The sequence below is a fragment of the Streptomyces syringium genome, from assembly GCF_017876625.1.
GTDB lineage: Bacteria > Actinomycetota > Actinomycetes > Streptomycetales > Streptomycetaceae > Streptomyces > Streptomyces syringius.
The window spans coordinates 414,124-432,848 of sequence record NZ_JAGIOH010000001.1 but is presented as its reverse complement, the minus strand read 5'-3'; the positions used below and the strand labels follow the sequence as shown (position 1 = coordinate 432,848).

Genomic DNA, 18,725 nt, shown 5'->3' with positions numbered 1-18,725 from the left:
GACGCCGGATCGCCGGGCCGTCAGTGTGCCGGTCGCGGGCCGTCGCAGCCCTGGCCGTCCGGTCCGGCGGGCGGATGGACGGGGGGTTCAGCGGGCGGTTGGGCGGGCAGTTGGGTGGGCGGTTGGTCGGGCACCGTTTCCCGGCGCCAGGTCAGGGAGACCTTGAGGTGCCCGTCGGCGCCGGTCTTCGCGATGACCGCGCCCGCTTCGGCGTTGAGACGGACACCGAACTGGATCTGCACCTCGTCCGGCCGCGCCTCCATGTTCCGGAAGCCGCTGAGGGCGGCGTCGGCCGCTCTTCGTACGTGCTCGAGCGCGGCTTCGAACGACTCCGCGGTGGAGGTGATCAGATCCCCCACCCGCGAGGCTCTCGCTATCCCCGGCTCGTCCGCGTCGACCTCCACCATGATCGAGCCGTGGTCGGCCAAGTCGAAACGCAGTAGGTCGGACATGTCCCCCCCCCGTGGTGGAACACCGGGTATCAGCCTTCGCCCGTACCCAATGAGTCCCTTCGCTCTGCCTGCGGACCACGATAGGCCTGTCCCGTGAGCGGTGGAAGGCATACCGCGTCGCCTTGCGGGGGACAGGCGGTGGAGAGTGAGGACAGCGGGGGACAGGCGGGGGAGGGGACCATGTTGGATCAGTCGTTGATCGCGTTGGCCTCGGCGGCCGGGGCGGCGGTGGCCGCGGCAGCGGGGACGGACGCCTGGGCGGCGCTCCGGGAGCGGGTGGCCGGTGTCTTCCGCCGAGGCGGCACACCGGGGAGCGGGCTGGTCGCCCGGCGCCTCGACCGGACGGCGGCCGAAGTCGAAGGCGTCGACCCCCGGGAGGCCGAGCGGGTGCGCATCCTTCTCGGAGCGTCCTGGCAGACCCGGTTCGAGGACCTGCTGGAGAACCTCGGCGATGCGGAACGCGCCGAAGTCGCCGGTCAGCTGCGCGACATGGTGACGTCGGCCCGGCGGGCGACGAACGCCGTCTCGGCGGGAGACGGAGGGCTCGCCGTCGCCGGGAACATGGACGTCCGCGCCGAACACGGATCGGCGGCCGCCGGGGTCATGGGGGACGTGACGCTGGGAAACCCTCCGCAGCCGGGCCCGGAACAGGGCTGACCGCACCCGGCGCGCACCCGGCCCCGCACCTACCCGAAGCCACCTCGGTCACCGCCCGGGACCACAGCATCGCGGCCCTGACCATCGGCCGTCTCGAATACCACGCCCCGCCACGGGCACCGGCCCCCTGGCCGCGATCGGTCGGTCTCGTCCCCCGGCAGGCGGACTGCTTCCAGCACCGTGCCGCCGCCGACGCCCTGAGCGGCACGGTCACCACGGGCGGCACCGAGGTGCTGTGCCACGTTCTCTCCGGGACCGGCGGAGCCGGCAAGACCCAGCTCGCCGCCCACCACGCCCGCACCACCTGGGAAGCCGGAAACACCGACCTGCTGGTGTGGGTCACCGCGACCGACAGGGCCGCGATCCTGAGCGCCTACGCCGAGGCCGCCGCCGCGGTGACCGGCACCGACGACGCCCAACGCCTCGGCGCCGACGACCCCGAGCGTGCCGCCGCCCGCTTCCTGAACTGGGCACAGTCCACCGACCGCCGATGGCTGATCGTGCTGGACGACGTGGCCGACCCCGCCGACCTGAGCGGCCTCGGCGGCCGGCTCGCGCTGTGGCCCCCCACGCACCCGCGGGGCCGGACGGTGGTCACCACCCGCCGCCGCGACGCCGCCCTGCCCGGCCACCGCGTCGACATCGGCCTGTTCACCCCCGCCGAGGCCGTCGCCTACCTCACCGCGAAGCTCGCCGCCCAAGACCGCCGGGAGGACCCCGAGGACATCGCGGCGCTCGCCCGCGACCTCGGCCGGCTGCCGCTCGCCCTGGCCCAGGCGGCCACCTACCTGGTCGACCTCCACCTCAGCTGCGCCGAGTACCGCGTCCGGCTGGCCGACCGGGCCCGGACCCTGCCCGAGCTGGTACCGGAGGACAGCGGACTGCCGGACGCCCACCGCACCACCGTGGCCGCCACCTGGTCCCTGTCCGTCGAGCACGCCGACCGGCTCCGCCCGCGCGGCCTGGCACGGCCCATGCTGCAGCTGATCGCCCTGCTCGACCCCAACGGCATTCCCACCACCGTAGTGACCTCGCCCCCGGCCCTGGCCCACCTCTCCGCGCACCGCACCCCCGGCCAGGGCGGACACCCGCCGGAACGCCTCATCGGCACCGAGGACGCGGTGGAGGCCCTGCGGTGCCTGCACCGGCTCAGCCTGGCCGACCACACCCCCGGCACACCCCACCAGGCGGTGCGCGTCCACGCCCTCGTCCAACGCGCCACCCGGGAGACCCTGCCGGAGGCCGCGCGCGAGGCACTGGCGCGGACCTGTGCCGACGCCCTGTTCACTGTCTGGCCCGACACCGAACGCGACACCGCCCTCGCGCGGTCCCTGCGCGCCAACACCGCCGCCCTCACCGCCCACGCCCCCGGCGCCCTGTGGGAGTCCCGAGCGCATCCGGTGCTCTTCCGCGCCGGAGACAGTCTCGGTCACGCCGGTCTCGTCACCTCTGCCGTGACCCACTTCCAGGACCTCCACGCCACCGCCTGCCGGCACCGGGGCCCGGACCACGCCGACGCCCTCCAGGCCCGGCACCGCCAGGCCTGGTGGCGGGGCATGGCCGGGGACGCGGCGGGCGCCGCTCTCGCGTACCGCGAACTCTCGGCCGACGAACTGCGGCTGCTCGGCCCCGACCACGCCGACACCCTGGACACCCGGCACGCTCTTGCCTGGTGGCGGGGCATGGCGGGCGACGCCGCCGGTGCCGCCACGGGCTTCGAGGAACTCCTGGCCGACTACCTGCGGCTGCTCGGTCCCGACCACCTCCACTGCCTGGTCACGCGCGGCAATCTGATCCACTGGAGGGGTGAGGCCGGGGACGCCGCCGGGGCTGCCGCCGGCTTCGAGGAACTGTTGACCGACCACCTACGGGTGTTGGGCCCCGACCACCCCGACACCCTGAACGTGCGTCACGGCCGCGCGTGGTGGCGGGGGACGGCGGGAGATGCCGCCGGTGCCGCCACGGCCTTCGAGCACCTGCTGGCCGACTACCTCCGCGTCCTGGGCCCCGACCACCCCACCGTCCTGACCGCCCGCTCCGACCTCGCCCACTGGTGGGCCGAAGCGGGCGACGCCGCCCACGCCGCCGCCGCGTACCGGGACCTGCTCGCCGACAGCCTTCGGGTGCTGGGATCCGACCACCCCAACTCCCTCCACGCCCGCCGTGGACTGGCCCGGTGCCGGGGGGCGGCCGGTGACGCCGTGGGCGCGGCCGTCGCCCTGGAGGAGCTGATGGCCGACTACCTGAGGGTGCTCGGCCCCGACCACGCCGAAACCGCCAACGCCTGCGCGGAGCTGGCCCGATGGCGGGCGGCGGCCGAGGACGCCGACGGCGCCGGCACTGCTTCTGCTGACCGCCGTCACGGCGGCTGCCCTCAGTGAAGGCACCGATGTCAGGGCGAACGCTTGAGGTGGGTGACCAGCCGGTCGAGCACGCCGGGGTGGCTCGCCAGGGACATGTGGTCGACGCCCGGGTTGTCGGTGAGGCTGAAGTCGTGACACGGCATCGCCCGCCAGGCGAGCACCGCTTCGTTGGTGATGTCTTCCTGGTTGCCGTCGCCGTCCCGGGTGAGGAACTGGTCGCCGCCGACGATCTGTCCCGGGGTCAGGTTCGCCAGCCGCGTTCCGACGGCGGTCGGGAGCCCGGAGCCCTTCTCGGCGTACACGTCGACGTCGGGGAACGATCCGGCCTCGGCGAATGCGACGAAGCCGATGTAGTGGTCGGCGATCTCCTTGGCCACCGGCAGCTTCGCGTCGGTGAGCAGTTTCGCGTGGTCGCGCGGTGTGTAGGACACACCGGTCGACGTGTCCTGGACGACGACCTCGCGATCGCCGAAGATCTTCGGATCGGCGGCAGCCATGTACGTCGACGGGGCGCTCGCGTGCATGCGTGCGCTGCTCGCGGCGTTCTCCCCGGTCGTCGGATAGCTGAAGTCGCTGGTGTTGAGCCCGGTGAAGGGCAGCGAGTAGCTCAGCCCCTGCCCGGGGAGGTTCCCCGCGATGGGGGTGAACCCCTGGATGTACTTGTCCCGCCAGGCGCGTGTGGTGTGAGTGAGCAGGTACTGCGCGTAGAGCGGCCCGTTGGAGTGGCCCACGAGATGCACCCGGCGGTTGCCGTTGTCCCGGTAGGTGGTCTCGACGAGCTGACGGGTCCGTCCGAGGAAGCCGCCGATGTCCGGGGTGAGCCGGCTGTCGTAACCGGCGACCCGGATGTCGGTGTCCCGCTGGTATCCGTCGGCTTCCAGCCGGCGGTAGAGCGGCTCGTAGAGCGGTGCGCTACCGGTCTTGCCGTAGTCGATGACGTCGACGTCGACCCCGGCCGGGTTCGAGAAGCGTGCGGACATCGGCTTCGACGGATTCGCGTCGTAGCGAAGGGTGAGCAGCCGGTCCTGGCAGACCTGGCTGAACACGGTGCTCGGGCGGTCGTTGCCGTACCAGTCCTCGAAACTGCCCGAGCGGGGACACCCGGGCACCCCGGTCTGCCCGTCGACGGTCACCTTGAGCTTGGTGGCGTGGAACGCGGGGAAGAGCACGACCGGGGCTCGCTCCGGTGGTGACGCGTGGGCGGTGCCCGGTGCCGAGACCAGCACGGCGATCGCCGCCGCCACACCCCGAAGCCAGGACTTTCCGAACATCCGTGACCACCCCCGTCACTTGAGACTCTCCTTGCACCTTAGCCATGTCCCCCTGCGCCGGTGGGTGTTTCCCCGCGAAATCTCAATAGCCGGCCGGGCGCACCAGCCCCGTCTCGTAGGCGAAGACAGCCGCCTGGGTGCGGTCGCGCAGACCCAGCTTGAGCAGGATCCGGCTGACATGGGTCTTCACGGTCTGTTCCGCCACCACCAGCCGCTGGGCGATCTCCGCGTTCGACAGGCCCTGCGCGATCAGGGACAGGACCTCCGTCTCGCGTTCCGTCAGGTCGCCGACGCGCTCCTTGAGCGGGGCGCGGGGGGCGCCGCTCATGCGGGAGAACTCGGCGATGAGACGCTTGGTGATGTTCGGGGCGAGCAGGGCGTCACCGTCCGCCACGACCCGTACCGCCTGGGCGAGTTCGGCGGCGGAGGCGTCCTTCAGGAGGAATCCGGAGGCGCCCGCGCGCAGTGCCTCGTACACGTACTCGTCGAGGTCGAAGGTGGTCAGGACGAGGACCTTCACGGTGGCCCCGGCCGGTTCGGTGATGAGGCGCGTCGCCTCGATGCCGCCGAGTGCGGGCATCCGTATGTCCATCAGGACGACGTCGGGGCGCAGTTCGGCGACCTTGGCGACGGCGTCGAGACCGTCCACCGCCTGCCCGACGACCTCGATGCCGGGCTCGGCGTCGAGCAGCACCGTGAAGCCCTGGCGGACCATCATCTGGTCGTCGGCGATCAGCACGCGGATGGTCGTCATGGGGTGTCCTCGGCGGGTTCGGTGGGCGCGGCGGGGGGCTGTACGGGCAGGATCGCGGTGACTTCCCAGCCGCCGTCGGGGGTGGGGCCGGTGGCCAGTTCGCCGCCCAGCATGGCAGTGCGCTCGCGCATGCCGAGCAGCCCGTGGCCCGCGCCCGGCGGGGCCGGGGCGGGACCGTCCGGCGCGGTGTTGGTGATCCGCACGGTGACCCCGGCGGGGCGGTACCCGATCTCCACCCGGACATCGGCTCCGGGCGCGTGCCGTATCGCATTGCTGAGCGCCTCCTGCACGATGCGGAACGCCGACAGCTCGACGCCCGGCGACAGCGGGAGCGGGTCTCCGCTGGTGTGACGGGTGACCGTGAGCCCGGCACCGCGTACGTTGCCGAACAGGTCGTCCAGCCGGTCGAGGGTGGGCTGCGGGGCGTGGCGCACGGTCCCCGACAGCGGGTCCTCCGAGCGCAGCACGCCGAGCACCTGGCGCAGTTCGGTGAGTGCCTCGACGGCGTTCTCGCGGATGCCCGCGAGGTTCTCCTTCAGTTCCTCGGACGGGTTCTCGACCAGGTGCGGGGCGACCTGTGCCTGGATGGAGATGACCGACATGTGGTGCGCGACGACGTCGTGCAGCTCGCGGGCGATCCGGTTGCGTTCCTCCAGGAGGGTGCGCCGGGCCCGCTCCTCCGCGGTGAGCTCCTCCTGCTCGACCAGTCGCGTACGGGCCACCGCACGGCCGCGCAGCGCGGCGCCGATCGCCGTCACGGCGACGAAGACCGGGATGGCCACATCGGCGTCCTGGTAATAGCTCGTCCGCGGGGGGTTCAACAGGCAGACCAGCCCCGACAGCGAACTGATCACCAGGACCGTGACCGAGGCCCGCACACGGACCCGCAACGCGACCAGGAACAACACGGCGGCCTGCACGCCGATCCCGCCGTGGGACCACGGGAAGGGCATGGCGAACCGGGTGTCGGCCAGGGACTGAGCGGCCACGAACGTGGCGAGCGTCGTGGCCCACCAGGCCGGGACCGGCCGGTACAACGCGACGACGAGGCCCACCGACTGGACGCAGGCGAGCACAAAGCCGAGATCTTTGCTCAACTGATAGTCGAACATGTAGTCGTTGGCGTTCAGGATCAGTAGCAAGACCGCCACCAGCGCCAACGGCAATGCGAGCGCGGGCCGCCAGTCCAGCCAGCCCGGCCGTCGCGCGCGGGACGGCGGTTCGGGGGACGTCGTCCACAGGTCCTCGCGCAGTGCGCACGCCACCGCCCGTACGCCCTTCGGCCACTTCGCCATGTTCTCCCCCTGTGAAAGATCCACTTTAGGCACCGCGCACCACCGTCTTCCGCGCGGGGCGCCCCTCGCGCACGACCCGGCTGTCTTTTCGCGGCCGCCCTTGCTCGTAGGTGCGGAACGCCGCCCAGCACACCAGCAGCGCCACCGCGAACACCGGCAGCCAGGCGAGCCGGGCGATCACCCAGCCCGTCCCGTCGGGGACGGTGTGCAGACCGGGCAGGGCGCTGCCGGTGAGCAGACCGAGGGCGGTGACCGCGATCATCGCGGTCTGGTGCCACAGGAACACCGTCATCGCGGACAGGTTCGCCAGCGCCACCGCCGCCCACACCGCCGGCCGCCGCAACACCCGGCGCAGCGGGCCGAGCAGCAGCAGGGCCGCGCCGCTCTGGGCCAGGCCGAAGGCGACGGCGGCGAGCGTGGGCGGGTTCAGGTTGGAGATCCTGGCGCCGGGCACGCCGACCATGGAAGCTGGGTAACCGGCGAACAGTACGAGAGAGGCGGTGGCGCACGCACCACCCAGGAGCAGCCCCCACCCGATCGCGGGCCGCCCCGGCAGTCCGCGACGTGCCCAGCGCGTCCCCATGCAGTACGGGACCATCCAGTCCGCCGCCACATTGACCCAGCCGAGCGGCTCGGGACCGTCGAAGGCGAACCGGAGTACATCGACGGACAGCACGACGGCCAGGGGCCACAACGGGTGGAGCCGGGATACCGCCGGGGTCGCCGCCGTCAGCGCGGTGAAGACCAGCAGGAACCAGAGGGGTGAGACGACCAGTTTGCAGAGGGCCCGCACCGTCTCCAAGCTGGCTCCCGATGCCAGCAAGGCGCCCGCCACCACCGCCCATACCGTCAGCACGGCGGCGACCGGCCTGAACAGCCGGCCCGTCCGCGCCCCGAGCCACTGCCGGTACGTCACCCCCCGCGCGCGGGCACCGGTATGACTCCTGGCGCCTACGTACCCGCCCACCAGGAAGAAGACGGCGAGGGTCTGGAACAGCCACGAGACGGGGGCGAGCCGGGGAAGGTAGTACAGGGGGCTGCTGCCGCGTACGGTGCCGCTGTCGGTGACCAGGGCGGTCACCAGCCAGTGGCCGAGCACCACGCCCAGGATGGCCAGGGCGCGCAGGGCGTCGACGGCCCGGTCGCGGTCGGGCGGGGTGGCGGCGTCGATCCGCCGGACGAGATCACGCATGACGGCCCGCCGGGGACGGTGCCCGTCCGGAGACGATCCGGGCGATGTTCCGCAACGGGACGGAACCGGGCTTGAGATAGTCGCTGTGACCCCCGGTCCCCGCGTCGAAGACGCGGGCACCGAACTCCTTCGCGACCGGGTCGGTCCCGAAGCCGACGGTGGTGAAGGGCAGCCGGAGCCGTGCATGGGGCACGGCGGCGATCCAGTCGTCGGCGCCCCGGCCCGCCCAGACGTCGGCCCGGCCGCTCAGCCGGCCGACGCTGTCCGTGCCGGTGCCGGGGCTGCCGTACAGGACGATGGCATCGACCCGCAGGCCCGGGGCGCCGCGGGCGCAGACGACCGAACCGTAGGAGTGACAGAGCAGCGACGTCCGGGCCGAGGGCTTCACCGCACGCAACTCCCCGATGAAGCGCCGCAGTCGTGGCGCCGCCACGTCGGCCCGCCCCGCTGTCATCGCCTCGGGGCTCACCGTGCTCGGTGTCCGGTAGCCGAGCCAGGCGATGACCGCCGCCCTGTCGCCCAGCTGCTGTCGCAACGCTTCGGCGCCGGCCCGGAAGCGTCCGTACGCGTCCAGGCTGGTGTCCGAGCCCGGTACCAGCACGGCTATCCGCTCGGCCCGGGACAGGTCGCCGAAGACCTCGGTGGTGCGGCCGCCGTCACGGCCGTCGAAGGAGAGGAAGTGACGCGCCGGATCCGCCATGGCGCGCAGCACCGCGGCCCGCCTCCGGTCACCGTGGTCCGCGGCCGTCCGCCCGGCCGCCCGGATGCCGTCGCGGTTGACCGCGTACCGCTCGTCGAGGGCGGCGGGCGTCGCGGTCGTGATCGGGGCGAGGAGGGCCGGGGCGGGCGCCGGGACGGCCGCGGGGCGGGCCGCTCCCGCGACCGGCACCGCCACCGAAGCGGCGACGAGCACGGCGAGCAGGGTGCGGCGCGAACGGCTGCCGCGCGGGCGGAACGCCATGGTGGGGTCCTTCCGTACCGGGTGCTTTTCGGGTTTCCGGTACCGAAGTTATGGATCGTGCCGCGTGGTCGGCGTCCCGCCGGGGAGCGCACTTTCCGCGTAGCTCCGGAGTACTACGGGTAGGGGTCGGGGCCCGCGAAGACATCGAGTCGAGTGAACGCCTCGGGCGACACGCGATCTGCTGCTACAAGCGACTCATCAGCCTCACCACATAGGACCCGGTCTCAGTACAGGTACGGGATCACCTTCCAGCGCACCCGACGGCAGTATTCACGGTAGGCGTCGCCGTACTTCTGCAGGCAGCGTCGCTCGTCGCGTCCGGTGCGGTCGGCCAGCAGCACGGCCAGGAACACCGGGTAGAAGTAGGGGAGCACCCGCGCGCCGCCGACCGGGGCCACCCAGCACAGGGCGATCACCAGTTCCGGCAGGTAGTGGAAGTGCCGGGACAGGCCCCACCAGCCCGAGCAGAGCAGCACGGTCGAGTGCTCTCTCCCGTCGCTCGTCGAGTAGCACGCGCGCAAGGTCTTCGCCGGACGGCCCCAGATCCTGGTGTCGCCGCCGGTCCGCCGTACCCGTTGTCGCTGTTCGTCGGCCGAGTAGTTGACGGCGAGCGCGGTGAGGCCGGTGGTCAGCAGCAGCGTGGTCTCCCACCAGGGCAGGCTGCGCGGATGAGCGACCAGATACAGCGTGCTGAGGGTGTAGACCCCCGGCAGCCATACCGTGACGCCCCAGCACAGGTAGTACCCGAAACGGTCGTGCATGACGTCGAGGCTTGCGAAGTAGCCGGTCTCCCAGTGGAAGAACTTCACGATGTAGGCGAGCTGCAGTCCGGTCGCCACCGCCATCGACGACGAGACGCCGTGGGTCTGCTCGTGCTGTGCGGCGGTGAACGACACCAGCAGCAGACTCCAGGACATCATTCCGACCCGGCAGTTGAAGAGTTGCTTCAGATCGATGCGGCCGAGGGACGGGTGCAGTTCCGTCCCCCAGAAGATGTCGAGGACCACATGGCCGGTCGTCCCGTGATCGGGCCCGGAGGGGCCTAGCCGGCCTTTGGCGTAGAGGGCGGCGGAGAGCGCCCAGGCCAGGACGCATGCCGTGGCCAGCAGCTCGCCGAAGCGGTCGTGGAGTTCGCCGGGAGGAAACCAGCCGGGCCCCAGGCTCGCGGCGAGATACGCGGCGTGCGTCGCGGCCAGCGCGGACAGGCCGTTCGCCCGGTAGACGGGACGGACGCCGGCCGGGGTGATCGGCCCGTACCGCTGAGGCCCCGGCAGCAGACGCAGCAGCGCCGCCTCGAACGCGACGAAGCCCGTGATGCTGAGCGCCGCCCAGAGGCTCGGGTGCGGAAGTGCGGAGATCAAGGCGGGCCACCGGGCCGGATCGACGAGTGGCCGGATCGCTCCGTCGAAGGCGGTGACGAGCGTCCACAGGAGCATCACGATCGGCGGCGTGACGAGCAGCAGGCCCAGCGGGAACACCGTGCACCGCAGCGTCCGGGCCAGGCGGCCCCGCTGGGCACCGGTCCAGCCCGGTGTTCCGGCGCCGGGAGGCGCCGGGCTCGTCGACGCATGGTCCGCCATTCGTCTCCTCCGATGCGTGGCCGGGTGAAGGGCGCCGGATCCGGTTGTCCGGCATGCGCGTCAACGGGCGGTGCGAAAGCGCATGCCCAGACACATGCGGCCATAGAAGTTGAACCACCGGGTGGCCTCCTTGTTCGCCGTGAACGGGTAGTCCGCCCCCAGTTGGCGGGCTACGGCCAGACCGGACAGGAAGGCGTGCTCCTGACTGTTGAAAGTGGTGTGGGCCCCGCAGTACCAGGTTCTGCGACGACCCTGCAGCAGGGGCACCAGCGCGTGCAGCACGAGGGTGTGCCGCAGGTCGTGTACGACGTGCTGGAACCGGTGGCGGCTGATGACCTTCGCCGGGTCCGGCTGGCGGCGGGCGTTATAGGTCACCAGGCAGGGCGACACGGCACCGTCACCCCAGGGCTGCTGGTTGTGCATGATGTACGTGATCTCGTAGTTGTCGGGCCGGTCGCCGAAGTGGCGCACGAAGGTGCTGCGCGTGCCGGAGACATGCAGATGGTCGTCCGGCAGGAGCGAGGCGTCGGTGTGTACCACCGCGTCCCGGTGCAGGTCGGACTCGTAGCGCACGGCCCCGAGCACCCTGCGCTCCATGGCGCCGGGCGGCTGGAGCAAGGCCAGCGCGTGGTTGGCGTTACAGGCCAGGATCGCCTGGTCGAATCGTTCGGTCACGCCGTCCGCGTCCCGCACCCGGACCCCGTCCGGCCCGCGGAACAGCCCGGTGACGGGGCGCCCCACGTGGATGCGATCGGCGAACCCTTCGATGAGCCGGGCGTGGACGGCGCGGGTCCCGCCCTGCCACGTGATCATCGGCGTACTGTGCTCGATGTCGAAGAAGTCCATGTAGCGGACGAACACCGAAGCCGGCATGGCGAAGACGCCCGAGGTCAGGACGAAGTTCACGAACAGCGGCTTGAGGACTTTGTAGCGGAACTCCTGCGAGATGCCCCACAGGTCGAGGGCCCGGCGCATGGTGACATAGTTGAAGGGGTTGAGCACCGTTGTGCTCCATGACGGGCGCTTGTTGAGGGCGTTGCACCTTCCGACGGTGCGCAGCAGGCGCCGGAAGGCGGCGATGTCGCCGGCCAGCCTGCGCCGCAACGGTGTGTCCAGGTCGTGGGCGTAGACGTCGTCGCCGTAGTGCACGGCGTAGCTGAAGCGGGTGCCGACGGCTTCGATGCCGAGCAGGCTCATCAGCTCGACATGGTTGTGGTAGACGGAGGGGATGAAGGCGGTGACGGCGATGTCCGCCGGCACCGTGCCGCCGTCCCGCTGTGGGAAGTCCGCGGTCCGGGCATTGCCGCCGACGGTGGCGGCGGTCTCGTACACCTCGAAGTCGAAGCGGTCGGGGTGTCGGCTGAGCGCCCACGCGGCTCCCAGCCCGGCCGCACCGGCCCCCACGATCGCGATCCGTTCGCGCACTGGGCACCCCCCTTGGCCTACGCGCCCGGCGTTCCTGGCCTGCGAGCCTCCCAGAACTCGATGAGGAAGGCTCCTTCCCGGGCGGCCCGTGTCAGTGCGCGGGCCCCTTGGACCATGAACTGCCGGACTGGGGAGTCGTCGAGCTGTTCACCGAGATCGGCCAGCGTGTCCAGGTAGTCCCAGGTGGAGGTGAGGTCTCCCGTCGCTTCGGCGTCGCCCACGACGACGTCGGTGAAGCCCGCTCGCCGCAGTTGTCCGGCGAGCCCGCCCGGCGTGGTGAGGTGCGGCAGGGCGTAGTAGCGGCAGACCGGCTCGATGAGGCGGTGGATTTCCTCGGTGGTCAGTCCGTCGTCGGCCAGCCACTCGTAACCGATCGAGAGTCCGCCCGGGGTGAGGACCCGGGCGATCTCGGCGTGGGTGCGGTCCTTGTCGGCCGCGTGGCAGATGGCCTCGAAGGCGTAGACGACGTCGAACGAGGCGTCGGCGAAGGGCATGTGCATTGCGTCACCGTCGACGAACGTGGTCCGCTCCTGCAGGCCGAGGTCGCGGGCCCGTCGGCGGGCGTGCTCCACGCGCACCGGGGTGAGGTCCAGGCCCGTCACGTGGGCGCCGGAGATACCGGCGATGTTGAGTGCCGGACCGCCCACCCCGCTGCCCACGTCCAGGACCTTCATTCCGGGGCGCAGACCCGCACGGTCGGCGAGGAACTTCTGGCGCGCGGCCAGGGCCTCGACGTGCGAGTCGCCGGGCTTGAGGGGGGCGAAGTGGTGGGACGCTCCCCAGCCTTCCAGGTACAGATCGGTGACCAGGTCGTAGTAGGACGTCACGAGGTCGCGGTAGTGGCCGCTGCGTGCGCAGTCGCCTCCCGCGGCCAGTTGCCGGTAGCGGTCGAGCGCCACCTCGGTGGATTCGGTCATCCGGAAATCCCCCATCAATTTTTCTTCACGGCGCGGACAAGGGCCCCGAACGAGGCGGCGGACATCCAGAGGTTGCCCACGAGCCAGGGGAGGTTCGGGGTGTAGAAGAGGACGTAGTTCCAGAACCTGTGCTCCGGCATGTCGGGATATCCCGCCGCGTGGGCGTGCCAGAAGTAGATGACGACCGAGCCGGAGAGGTACGAGCCGATGGCGAGCTGGAGGGGGTGGCGCCAGGCGCGCGGGCGCACGATGGCATAACCGAGTGCGCAGTTGAGTATCTGGACGAGGAATACGTTGATGGTCTCCAGAGCGAAGGGGAGATAGATGTCGCCCTGCCCCGAGTATGTGCGGTCTCCCGCTCCGTAGAGCTGGAATCCGCGTGCGAACAGATCGTGCCGCTCGTGCATGTCCTGGAAGTGGAGGACGAAGTAGAGCTCCAGGGAGAGCGCCACCGTGAGGCTGAAGGCGAGGAAGCCCAGAACCAGGCGGTCGCCCGGTCCCAGTGCGGGCCGTCGCACCGGTGTGGGCGGCGAGTCCGCGAGCAGTCGCATGGTCGTGGCCCTTCTGATGGGTCAGTTGCAGCCGGCCTTGTCGTGGATGTCGAGGAAGGAGCCTTCCGCCCCGTACTTCTTGCGCGCGGCGAGATAGGTTCGGCCGTCGAACATGGACCAGAACTCATCGCGTGTCATGTGCGATGCCACATAGGGGACCTGGAACCCGCCGTTGTCCCGCAGCCAGGCCTCGAATTCCCGGGTGGCCTGCCGGGCGTCCCACGGCAGGCCGAGCCGGACCGGTTCCGGCGTCTCGAAGACGACGGCGATATCGACGTAGAGCCCGTCCGCGGTACTCGGACTCACCAGGCCCTCCGGATCCGAGCGGCGCAGCGTGACCGGGCACAGCCACATGCGGTCCACGTGGAATGCCTCGCGGCACTTCTCGATCGCCTCCGGCAGTGTCCGCACAGGGACGAGGGCCTCCTGCGTCGCCGTTTTCTGCAGGTACAGCTGACGGATCCCCGGCGTCTCGGTGCGCTTGAGGAACGCGACCTTGGGCGGCATCAGCCAGCCCAGGGCGTACCGGAACAGCGGATGGTTGCCGGTCGGGACGAGCATCTCGGCCGCCCAGTAAATGCTGCGACTGTGCCGGAAGTAGAAGTCCCGCAACGGCACGTACTCGACGTTGCGCCGCAGTCGGCACCGCGCCCGGGCGTGCTCGTAGTACCAGGGCTTGTACCACCGCCCCATCCGGTTGACCACGCCGTCGCCGGCGCGCGGACGGTCGGCGAATGTTCCGGTGACCACGACGCATTCCGTCGGGGAGAAGTGGAAGCCCTCCACGAAGTCGGGTGGGTTGGGGCCGGCGGAACGGGACGCGATGCACTCGGTGAGCGCGGCCGCGCTGCCGAGCCGGTGGTAGGAGAGGCGGACCCACGGGGAGGCAGGGACCATCCGCAGCCGCACGGAGGTCAGCAGCCCCAGGGTGCCGCGGCTCCAGGGCAGGGCGTGGAAGAGGTCCGCGTGGCGGGTGCGGTCCGCCGCCACCACCTCACCGTTGGCCAGGAGGACCTCGCAGGATTCCACGTTGTCCGCGAACAGACCGTAGCGGTGGGAGGACGTCTCGATGCCGTAGCCCATGATGAGGCCGCCGACGGTGAGGTCCTCCATCTCCGGTACCACCGGCAGGGTCCAGCCACGCGGCAGCGCGGCCGTCAGACGCCCCATGGTGACCGCCGGACCGACCGTCACGGTTCCGCGCTCCGCATCCACCTGGAGAATGCCGTCCAGCTGCGCCGGCACCAAAAAAGCCCCACGCTTGTAGGACTCGTTGCGGGAGTGCGACATCGACCGCCACTGCGGACGTGCGGTGCACAGCAGCCCTGCGTCGCCCTGCCGCTCGCGCTCACGCACACGGACCTGCATGCGGGCCACCTGCCGCCGGTGGCGCCGTAACACACCTGCCCGGCGACGGAGCAGCCTGGAGGACAGCGCTTCGGCCAGTGCGTACGCCTTGGACAGGGGCAGCAGGACCGGGACCACGTACAGCCAGCGGTGGTCGGCCAGCCACTGGGCGGAGCGGGGGACGGACGTCTGGCTCATGGCTGTGCTCTCCTGTGATGAGGGTGGCACGGTTCGACGGTGCGGTGGAGGGACGGGCGTCAGCGATCGTGGCGTGAATCGTGGCGCGAGGGGACGACGCGCCCGTCGGCGGTGGCGATGCCGGAGGGGCGGGGCCGGGCTCGGTCGCGGTCGAGGAATTCCTCCCATTTGCGGATGGTGAGGTCCTGGAAGAGGCCCACCGCGGGGTTGAGTTCGAGAATGGGGGCGGCGTAGTGGGTCTCGTAGCCGAGCTGTTCCGACTCGACGGCCTCGCCGTCCTCGCCCAGCAAGGGTTTGACGACGAGCGCTCCGGCCACGCGCATGAACAGCGGCAGCAGTCTGCGGGGCACCGTCCACCGGGTGCCGGGGATCCTCACCGCGTCGAAGTAGAAGATGAAGAACACCCGGCTGGTGCGCCGGTCCATCGGCAGCACGAAGCACCAGTGTTTGATCGACCCGCCGGTGTCGGAGCGCTGGTAGGGGTAGTCGAAGGCAAGCTCGATGGAGGTGGTGTCCACCTGGCGCCGGTCCACGAAGCGGGAGGTGAGGCGGCCCCCGCCCACGTGGGTCGCGTACGACAGTTCCACCCGGTCTCCGATCAGCTCGTGGCGGGTGAGCTTGGCGTCCCAGAAGGGGCGGAAGCGGCGGTGCAGATAGCTATGGGTGAAGTCGCTGACATTGTCGATGATCATCGAGTGATGGGCCTGCCAGGTGAACGAGGCGTCCAGCCGGGCCCACGGCCTGCGCCCCGACAATTCCGGGATGGCCGGGATGGTCCGCACAGGGGCCAGCGCCGGCTCACCCGGGAAGATCCAGATCAGGCCGTGCCGGGAGGTCACCGGATAGCCGGCCACCTTGGCCTCGGGCCGGGCGCGGCCGAACAGGTCGTGGGCGTAGTGCACGACGTTGCCGTCGCCGTCGTAGGACCAGCCGTGGTAGGTGCAGGTCAGATGGCAGCCGTTGACCTCACCGCCGGAGAGTTTCAGTTGCCGGTGCGCGCAGCGGTCCTCCAGAGCGTGCAGGGTGCCGTCCGCACCGCGGTAGACCACGATGGGATGGCCCCAGAAACGGGTGGCCAGGGTCTTGCCGCGGGGCAGTTCGCTTTCATGGGCGACGGCGTACCAGTAGTCGGGATCCATGCCGGCTGCCCGTACCCTGGCCCGCTTGCTCTGGGCCTCGGTGAATGCCGGGGGCCCGGGCGGTCCCGGACGTGCCGTCCGGGCGCGCCGGGCGTCGCCGGTCACGACGTCTCCATGGAACGCTTGCGGTAACGGACGGTGCAGGGGGCGGTCGGGGCGGGGACGAAGGTCGAGTAGTCCGGCGCGTAGGACGTGACGGGCCACAGGTCCACCTCGCGCAGCAAGACGCTCCACACCGCCTTGACCTGGAGATAGGCGAAGGCGAGTCCGATGCAGCGGTGCTTGCCCCCGCCGAAGCCGATGAGGCCGTAGGGGCGGCGGTGCTCGGCGCGCCCGGCCCCGTAGCGGGAGGGGTCGAAGCGATCGGGGTCGCGGAACACCTCGGGCATGCGGTGCGCCACCGCGGGGGAGACCATGACAAGCGCCCCGGCCGGCACGTGGTGGCCGCGGATCGTGGTGTCGCGCAGCGCCTTGCGCATCAGCAGGATCAGCGGCGGGTGCAGCCGCTCGGCCTCGCGCACGCAGTTGTCCAGGAGTTCCATGCGGTGCAGGACCCGGGTGCCGAGCGGGCTGCCGGGTGTCCACAGCTCCTGCTGCTCGGAGCGCAGCCGTGGGACGTACTCGGGGTGGCGCATGAGCAGCACGCCGGTCCAGGTGGCGAGCACCGCGCTCGTGTGCTGGCCGGCGAAGATCATTGCGATCAGGATGCCGGTCACGATGCGGTCGGGCAGCGGGTGACCGTCCGGGGTGCGGGCCGCGAGCAGCACGGCGAGCATGTCCTGCCCGGGGGCGGCGCCGGAAGGGAAATCGGGGAGGCCGACGGGCCCGTCCCCCGGAGGCCGTCCGCGGCGTTCCGCGATGGCCTCGCCGATGGCCTCGGCGATGGCCGCGCGGGCCCGGTCGCGGCGCCGGAACGCGGGGATCGGTACCTTGGGACTGAGCATGCCCGCGAGCCGGATGCCGCTTTCCAGTTCGTGGTAGAGGCGGGGCAGCTCCGGGCCCATGCGGCCGTGGAACTCCTCTCCGATGAGACAACGCGTGGCGATGGCCACGGTCGTCCGGTTCAGCTCGGCGAGCAGGTCGATCTCGCCCTCCGCCGGCCAGCGCGCCACCTGGGCCCGTACCTCCGCCTCCATGACGCGGGCGTACGTGTCGAGGTTCCGGGAGCCGAGTGCGGGCCGGATGGGCGCGATCTGCGCATCCATCTCCTCCGGGGTGGCGGCGTCGTAACCGATGCCGCGCCCGAAGACCGGCGCCATGAAGCGATAGGCCTCCCGCGGGCTGAGGACCGCCTCGTCCGCTTCAAACACCTCGGCATGCGCCTCGGGTCCGCAGACGAAGACGATGTCCTGGCCCAGCAAGGGGAAGGCGAAGGCGTTGCCGACCTGTTCCCGTGCGGCGCGCAGCATGGCGACCGGGTCGCGGTAGAACGCAGGCAGGGGGCCCAGCCACGGCAGGTGGCGGGCCGGCAGGCGGGGCGCGGGGACGGTGTCCCGGCTGCCCGCCGCGAAGGTTCCGGTCGTCATCGTGGCCCCACCCCCACGTCCCGCCCGCGCCGCACGGTGGGGCGGGGCGTGCGCATCGCTGCCCGGCGCCGCTCCACCAGCCCGCGGTCCACGAAGCAGCGGTAGGCCTGCTCGACGGCAGTGGAGATGTCTGTCGGTCGGTAGCCCAGAGCCTCCCGGCTGAGGGAACAGTCCGCCCGCCGCTCGGAGCGCAGGAAGCGAACGGCCGCGGGGGTGAAGCGCGCTTCCCGGTGCGGCGTCAGCACCGACCGCGGTCCCTCGGCAAGCCGGGCCAGCGCCCCCATGGCCGGTGGGGGAATCCGTAGGCGCGGCTTGGGGCGCCCGGTGGCCCGTGCGTAGAGGTCCATCATCTGCTCGACCGTGCGGAATTCGGTGGACAGCAGGTACTTATGACCCGACAGGCCGCGTTCCATGGCCAGCAGGTGGCCTTCTACGAGGTCCTGGACGGAGACGAACTCGAAGCCGCCGGGCATGTAGGCGAACAGCCTGCCGTGCGCGAAGTCGAGCAGCACGCGCCCCATCCGGGACGGGACATAGTCGTGCGGGCCGATGATCGCCGTCGATACCGCGACCACCACCTCGAGGCCCTGGGCCGCGGCCTTGCAGCATTCGTGTTCCACCAGCACCTTGCTGCGCGTGTACGGGGTGTGGGCTCCAAAGGGGTAGTGCAGGTCGCGCTCGGTGCTGGCCCGCCCCGGGGTCGGGCCCGTGGCGCTGAACGACCCGGTCACCACGACCCGGCGCACGCCGTGCTGCCGCGCCGCTTCCAGCACATTGCGCGTGCCCAGCACATTGACCGCATGGATTTCGCGATGTCCGCGCGCCGTCGTCGAAATGCGCGCCGCGCAGTGGTACACGCCCTCACAGCCTGCGACGGCGGCCGCGACCGCCTCCGGGTCCCGCACGTCGCCGACCGCTCGGCGGATCGGGAGGCCGGCCAGCGCCTCGCCGGCTGATACGGAGGGCCACACCAATGCCCGGACTTCATGACCGTCGAAAAGCAGGCGTCGCGCAAGGTTCGCACCGAGATGCCCGCTTGCGCCTGTCACAAGAATCAAGGCCCTCCCCTTACCACTTTCAGAGCCGGGGTTTCATGG

The 18,725-nt window shown here is 71.2% G+C and carries 16 protein-coding genes; 2 read left to right on the top strand and 14 right to left on the bottom strand.

The features are described 5' to 3' along the window. Nucleotides 1–20: 20 nt before the first annotated feature. Nucleotides 21–452 (bottom strand): CU044_2847 family protein, encoded by a 432-nt coding sequence (locus tag JO379_RS02010; protein WP_209513478.1) that lies wholly within the window; start codon nucleotides 450–452, stop codon nucleotides 21–23. A gap of 180 nt (nucleotides 453–632) precedes the next feature. On the opposite strand from JO379_RS02010, the gene JO379_RS02005 reads away from it, so the two are divergent. Together JO379_RS02005 and JO379_RS02000 are read left to right on the top strand one after the other, a co-directional pair. Further along, nucleotides 633–1,109, top strand: coding sequence for a hypothetical protein (locus JO379_RS02005; protein ID WP_209513477.1), 477 nt, complete (start codon nucleotides 633–635; stop codon nucleotides 1,107–1,109). A gap of 230 nt (nucleotides 1,110–1,339) precedes the next feature. Next, nucleotides 1,340–3,490 carry a tetratricopeptide repeat protein gene (locus JO379_RS02000; RefSeq protein WP_209513476.1) on the top strand — a complete coding sequence of 717 codons (2,151 nt, stop codon included), beginning with the start codon at nucleotides 1,340–1,342 and terminating at the stop codon, nucleotides 3,488–3,490. Between the two features lie 11 nt (nucleotides 3,491–3,501). Here the strand turns inward: JO379_RS02000 and JO379_RS01995 are convergent, their stop codons facing one another. From JO379_RS01995 to JO379_RS01935, 13 genes are all read right to left on the bottom strand, one after another. Continuing rightward, on the bottom strand, nucleotides 3,502–4,743 hold the full coding sequence (locus tag JO379_RS01995) for a lipase/acyltransferase domain-containing protein (RefSeq protein ID WP_209513475.1): 1,242 nt from the start codon (nucleotides 4,741–4,743) through the stop codon (nucleotides 3,502–3,504). Nucleotides 4,744–4,825: 82 nt separating this feature from the next. Beyond that, a complete protein-coding gene (locus tag JO379_RS01990; protein WP_209513474.1) occupies nucleotides 4,826–5,497 on the bottom strand; it encodes a response regulator in 672 nt (223 codons plus the stop codon). After that, complete coding sequence (locus JO379_RS01985; protein WP_209513473.1) at nucleotides 5,494–6,792, bottom strand: sensor histidine kinase; 1,299 nt, start codon at nucleotides 6,790–6,792, stop codon at nucleotides 5,494–5,496. Before JO379_RS01985 ends, JO379_RS01990 begins: the two co-directional genes overlap by 4 nt. A 25-nt stretch (nucleotides 6,793–6,817) precedes the next feature. Further along, the gene (locus JO379_RS01980; RefSeq protein ID WP_209513472.1) at nucleotides 6,818–7,984 is read right to left on the bottom strand and encodes an acyltransferase family protein; all 1,167 of its coding nucleotides are present in this window, start codon (nucleotides 7,982–7,984) and stop codon (nucleotides 6,818–6,820) included. After that, entirely contained in the window at nucleotides 7,977–8,945 is a 969-nt protein-coding gene (locus tag JO379_RS01975; RefSeq protein WP_209513471.1) for an alpha/beta hydrolase, read from the bottom strand. Before JO379_RS01975 ends, JO379_RS01980 begins: the two co-directional genes overlap by 8 nt. 224 nt (nucleotides 8,946–9,169) lie before the next feature. Further along, on the bottom strand, nucleotides 9,170–10,525 hold the full coding sequence (locus JO379_RS01970) for a phosphatidylethanolamine N-methyltransferase family domain-containing protein (RefSeq protein WP_209513470.1): 1,356 nt from the start codon (nucleotides 10,523–10,525) through the stop codon (nucleotides 9,170–9,172). Between the two features lie 60 nt (nucleotides 10,526–10,585). Further along, a complete protein-coding gene (locus tag JO379_RS01965; RefSeq protein WP_209513469.1) occupies nucleotides 10,586–11,950 on the bottom strand; it encodes an FAD-dependent oxidoreductase in 1,365 nt (454 codons plus the stop codon). Between the two features lie 17 nt (nucleotides 11,951–11,967). Continuing rightward, nucleotides 11,968–12,867, bottom strand: coding sequence for a class I SAM-dependent methyltransferase (locus JO379_RS01960; RefSeq protein ID WP_209513468.1), 900 nt, complete (start codon nucleotides 12,865–12,867; stop codon nucleotides 11,968–11,970). Nucleotides 12,868–12,881: 14 nt separating this feature from the next. Beyond that, entirely contained in the window at nucleotides 12,882–13,418 is a 537-nt protein-coding gene (locus JO379_RS01955; RefSeq protein ID WP_209513467.1) for an EXPERA domain-containing protein, read from the bottom strand. A 21-nt stretch (nucleotides 13,419–13,439) separates the two neighbouring features. Next, on the bottom strand, nucleotides 13,440–14,963 hold the full coding sequence (locus JO379_RS01950; RefSeq protein WP_209513466.1) for an FAD-binding oxidoreductase: 1,524 nt from the start codon (nucleotides 14,961–14,963) through the stop codon (nucleotides 13,440–13,442). Between the two features lie 59 nt (nucleotides 14,964–15,022). Continuing rightward, complete coding sequence (locus tag JO379_RS01945) at nucleotides 15,023–16,207, bottom strand: Rieske 2Fe-2S domain-containing protein (RefSeq protein WP_209513465.1); 1,185 nt, start codon at nucleotides 16,205–16,207, stop codon at nucleotides 15,023–15,025. Then, on the bottom strand, nucleotides 16,204–17,628 hold the full coding sequence (locus JO379_RS01940) for a cytochrome P450 (protein WP_209513464.1): 1,425 nt from the start codon (nucleotides 17,626–17,628) through the stop codon (nucleotides 16,204–16,206). The genes JO379_RS01945 and JO379_RS01940 overlap by 4 nt, the downstream gene beginning before the upstream one ends. Then, nucleotides 17,625–18,677, bottom strand: coding sequence for an NAD-dependent epimerase/dehydratase family protein (locus tag JO379_RS01935; RefSeq protein ID WP_307842206.1), 1,053 nt, complete (start codon nucleotides 18,675–18,677; stop codon nucleotides 17,625–17,627). Before JO379_RS01935 ends, JO379_RS01940 begins: the two co-directional genes overlap by 4 nt. Between the last annotated feature and the right edge of the window lie 48 nt (nucleotides 18,678–18,725).

Bases quoted from the DNA above. Each gene is read 5' to 3' on its own strand.
- JO379_RS01995 (WP_209513475.1), bottom strand. From the start codon at position 4,743: ATGTTCGGAAAGTCCTGGCTTCGGGGTGTGGCGGCGGCGATCGCCGTG.
- JO379_RS01940 (WP_209513464.1), bottom strand. From the start codon at position 17,628: ATGACGACCGGAACCTTCGCGGCGGGCAGCCGGGACACCGTCCCCGCG.
- JO379_RS01985 (WP_209513473.1), bottom strand. From the start codon at position 6,792: ATGGCGAAGTGGCCGAAGGGCGTACGGGCGGTGGCGTGCGCACTGCGC.
- JO379_RS01990 (WP_209513474.1), bottom strand. From the start codon at position 5,497: ATGACGACCATCCGCGTGCTGATCGCCGACGACCAGATGATGGTCCGC.
- JO379_RS01950 (WP_209513466.1), bottom strand. From the start codon at position 14,963: ATGAGCCAGACGTCCGTCCCCCGCTCCGCCCAGTGGCTGGCCGACCAC.
- JO379_RS01975 (WP_209513471.1), bottom strand. From the start codon at position 8,945: ATGGCGTTCCGCCCGCGCGGCAGCCGTTCGCGCCGCACCCTGCTCGCC.
- JO379_RS01970 (WP_209513470.1), bottom strand. From the start codon at position 10,525: ATGGCGGACCATGCGTCGACGAGCCCGGCGCCTCCCGGCGCCGGAACA.
- JO379_RS01980 (WP_209513472.1), bottom strand. From the start codon at position 7,984: ATGCGTGATCTCGTCCGGCGGATCGACGCCGCCACCCCGCCCGACCGC.
- JO379_RS01955 (WP_209513467.1), bottom strand. From the start codon at position 13,418: ATGCGACTGCTCGCGGACTCGCCGCCCACACCGGTGCGACGGCCCGCA.
- JO379_RS02005 (WP_209513477.1), top strand. From the start codon at position 633: ATGTTGGATCAGTCGTTGATCGCGTTGGCCTCGGCGGCCGGGGCGGCG.
- JO379_RS01960 (WP_209513468.1), bottom strand. From the start codon at position 12,867: ATGACCGAATCCACCGAGGTGGCGCTCGACCGCTACCGGCAACTGGCC.
- JO379_RS02010 (WP_209513478.1), bottom strand. From the start codon at position 452: ATGTCCGACCTACTGCGTTTCGACTTGGCCGACCACGGCTCGATCATG.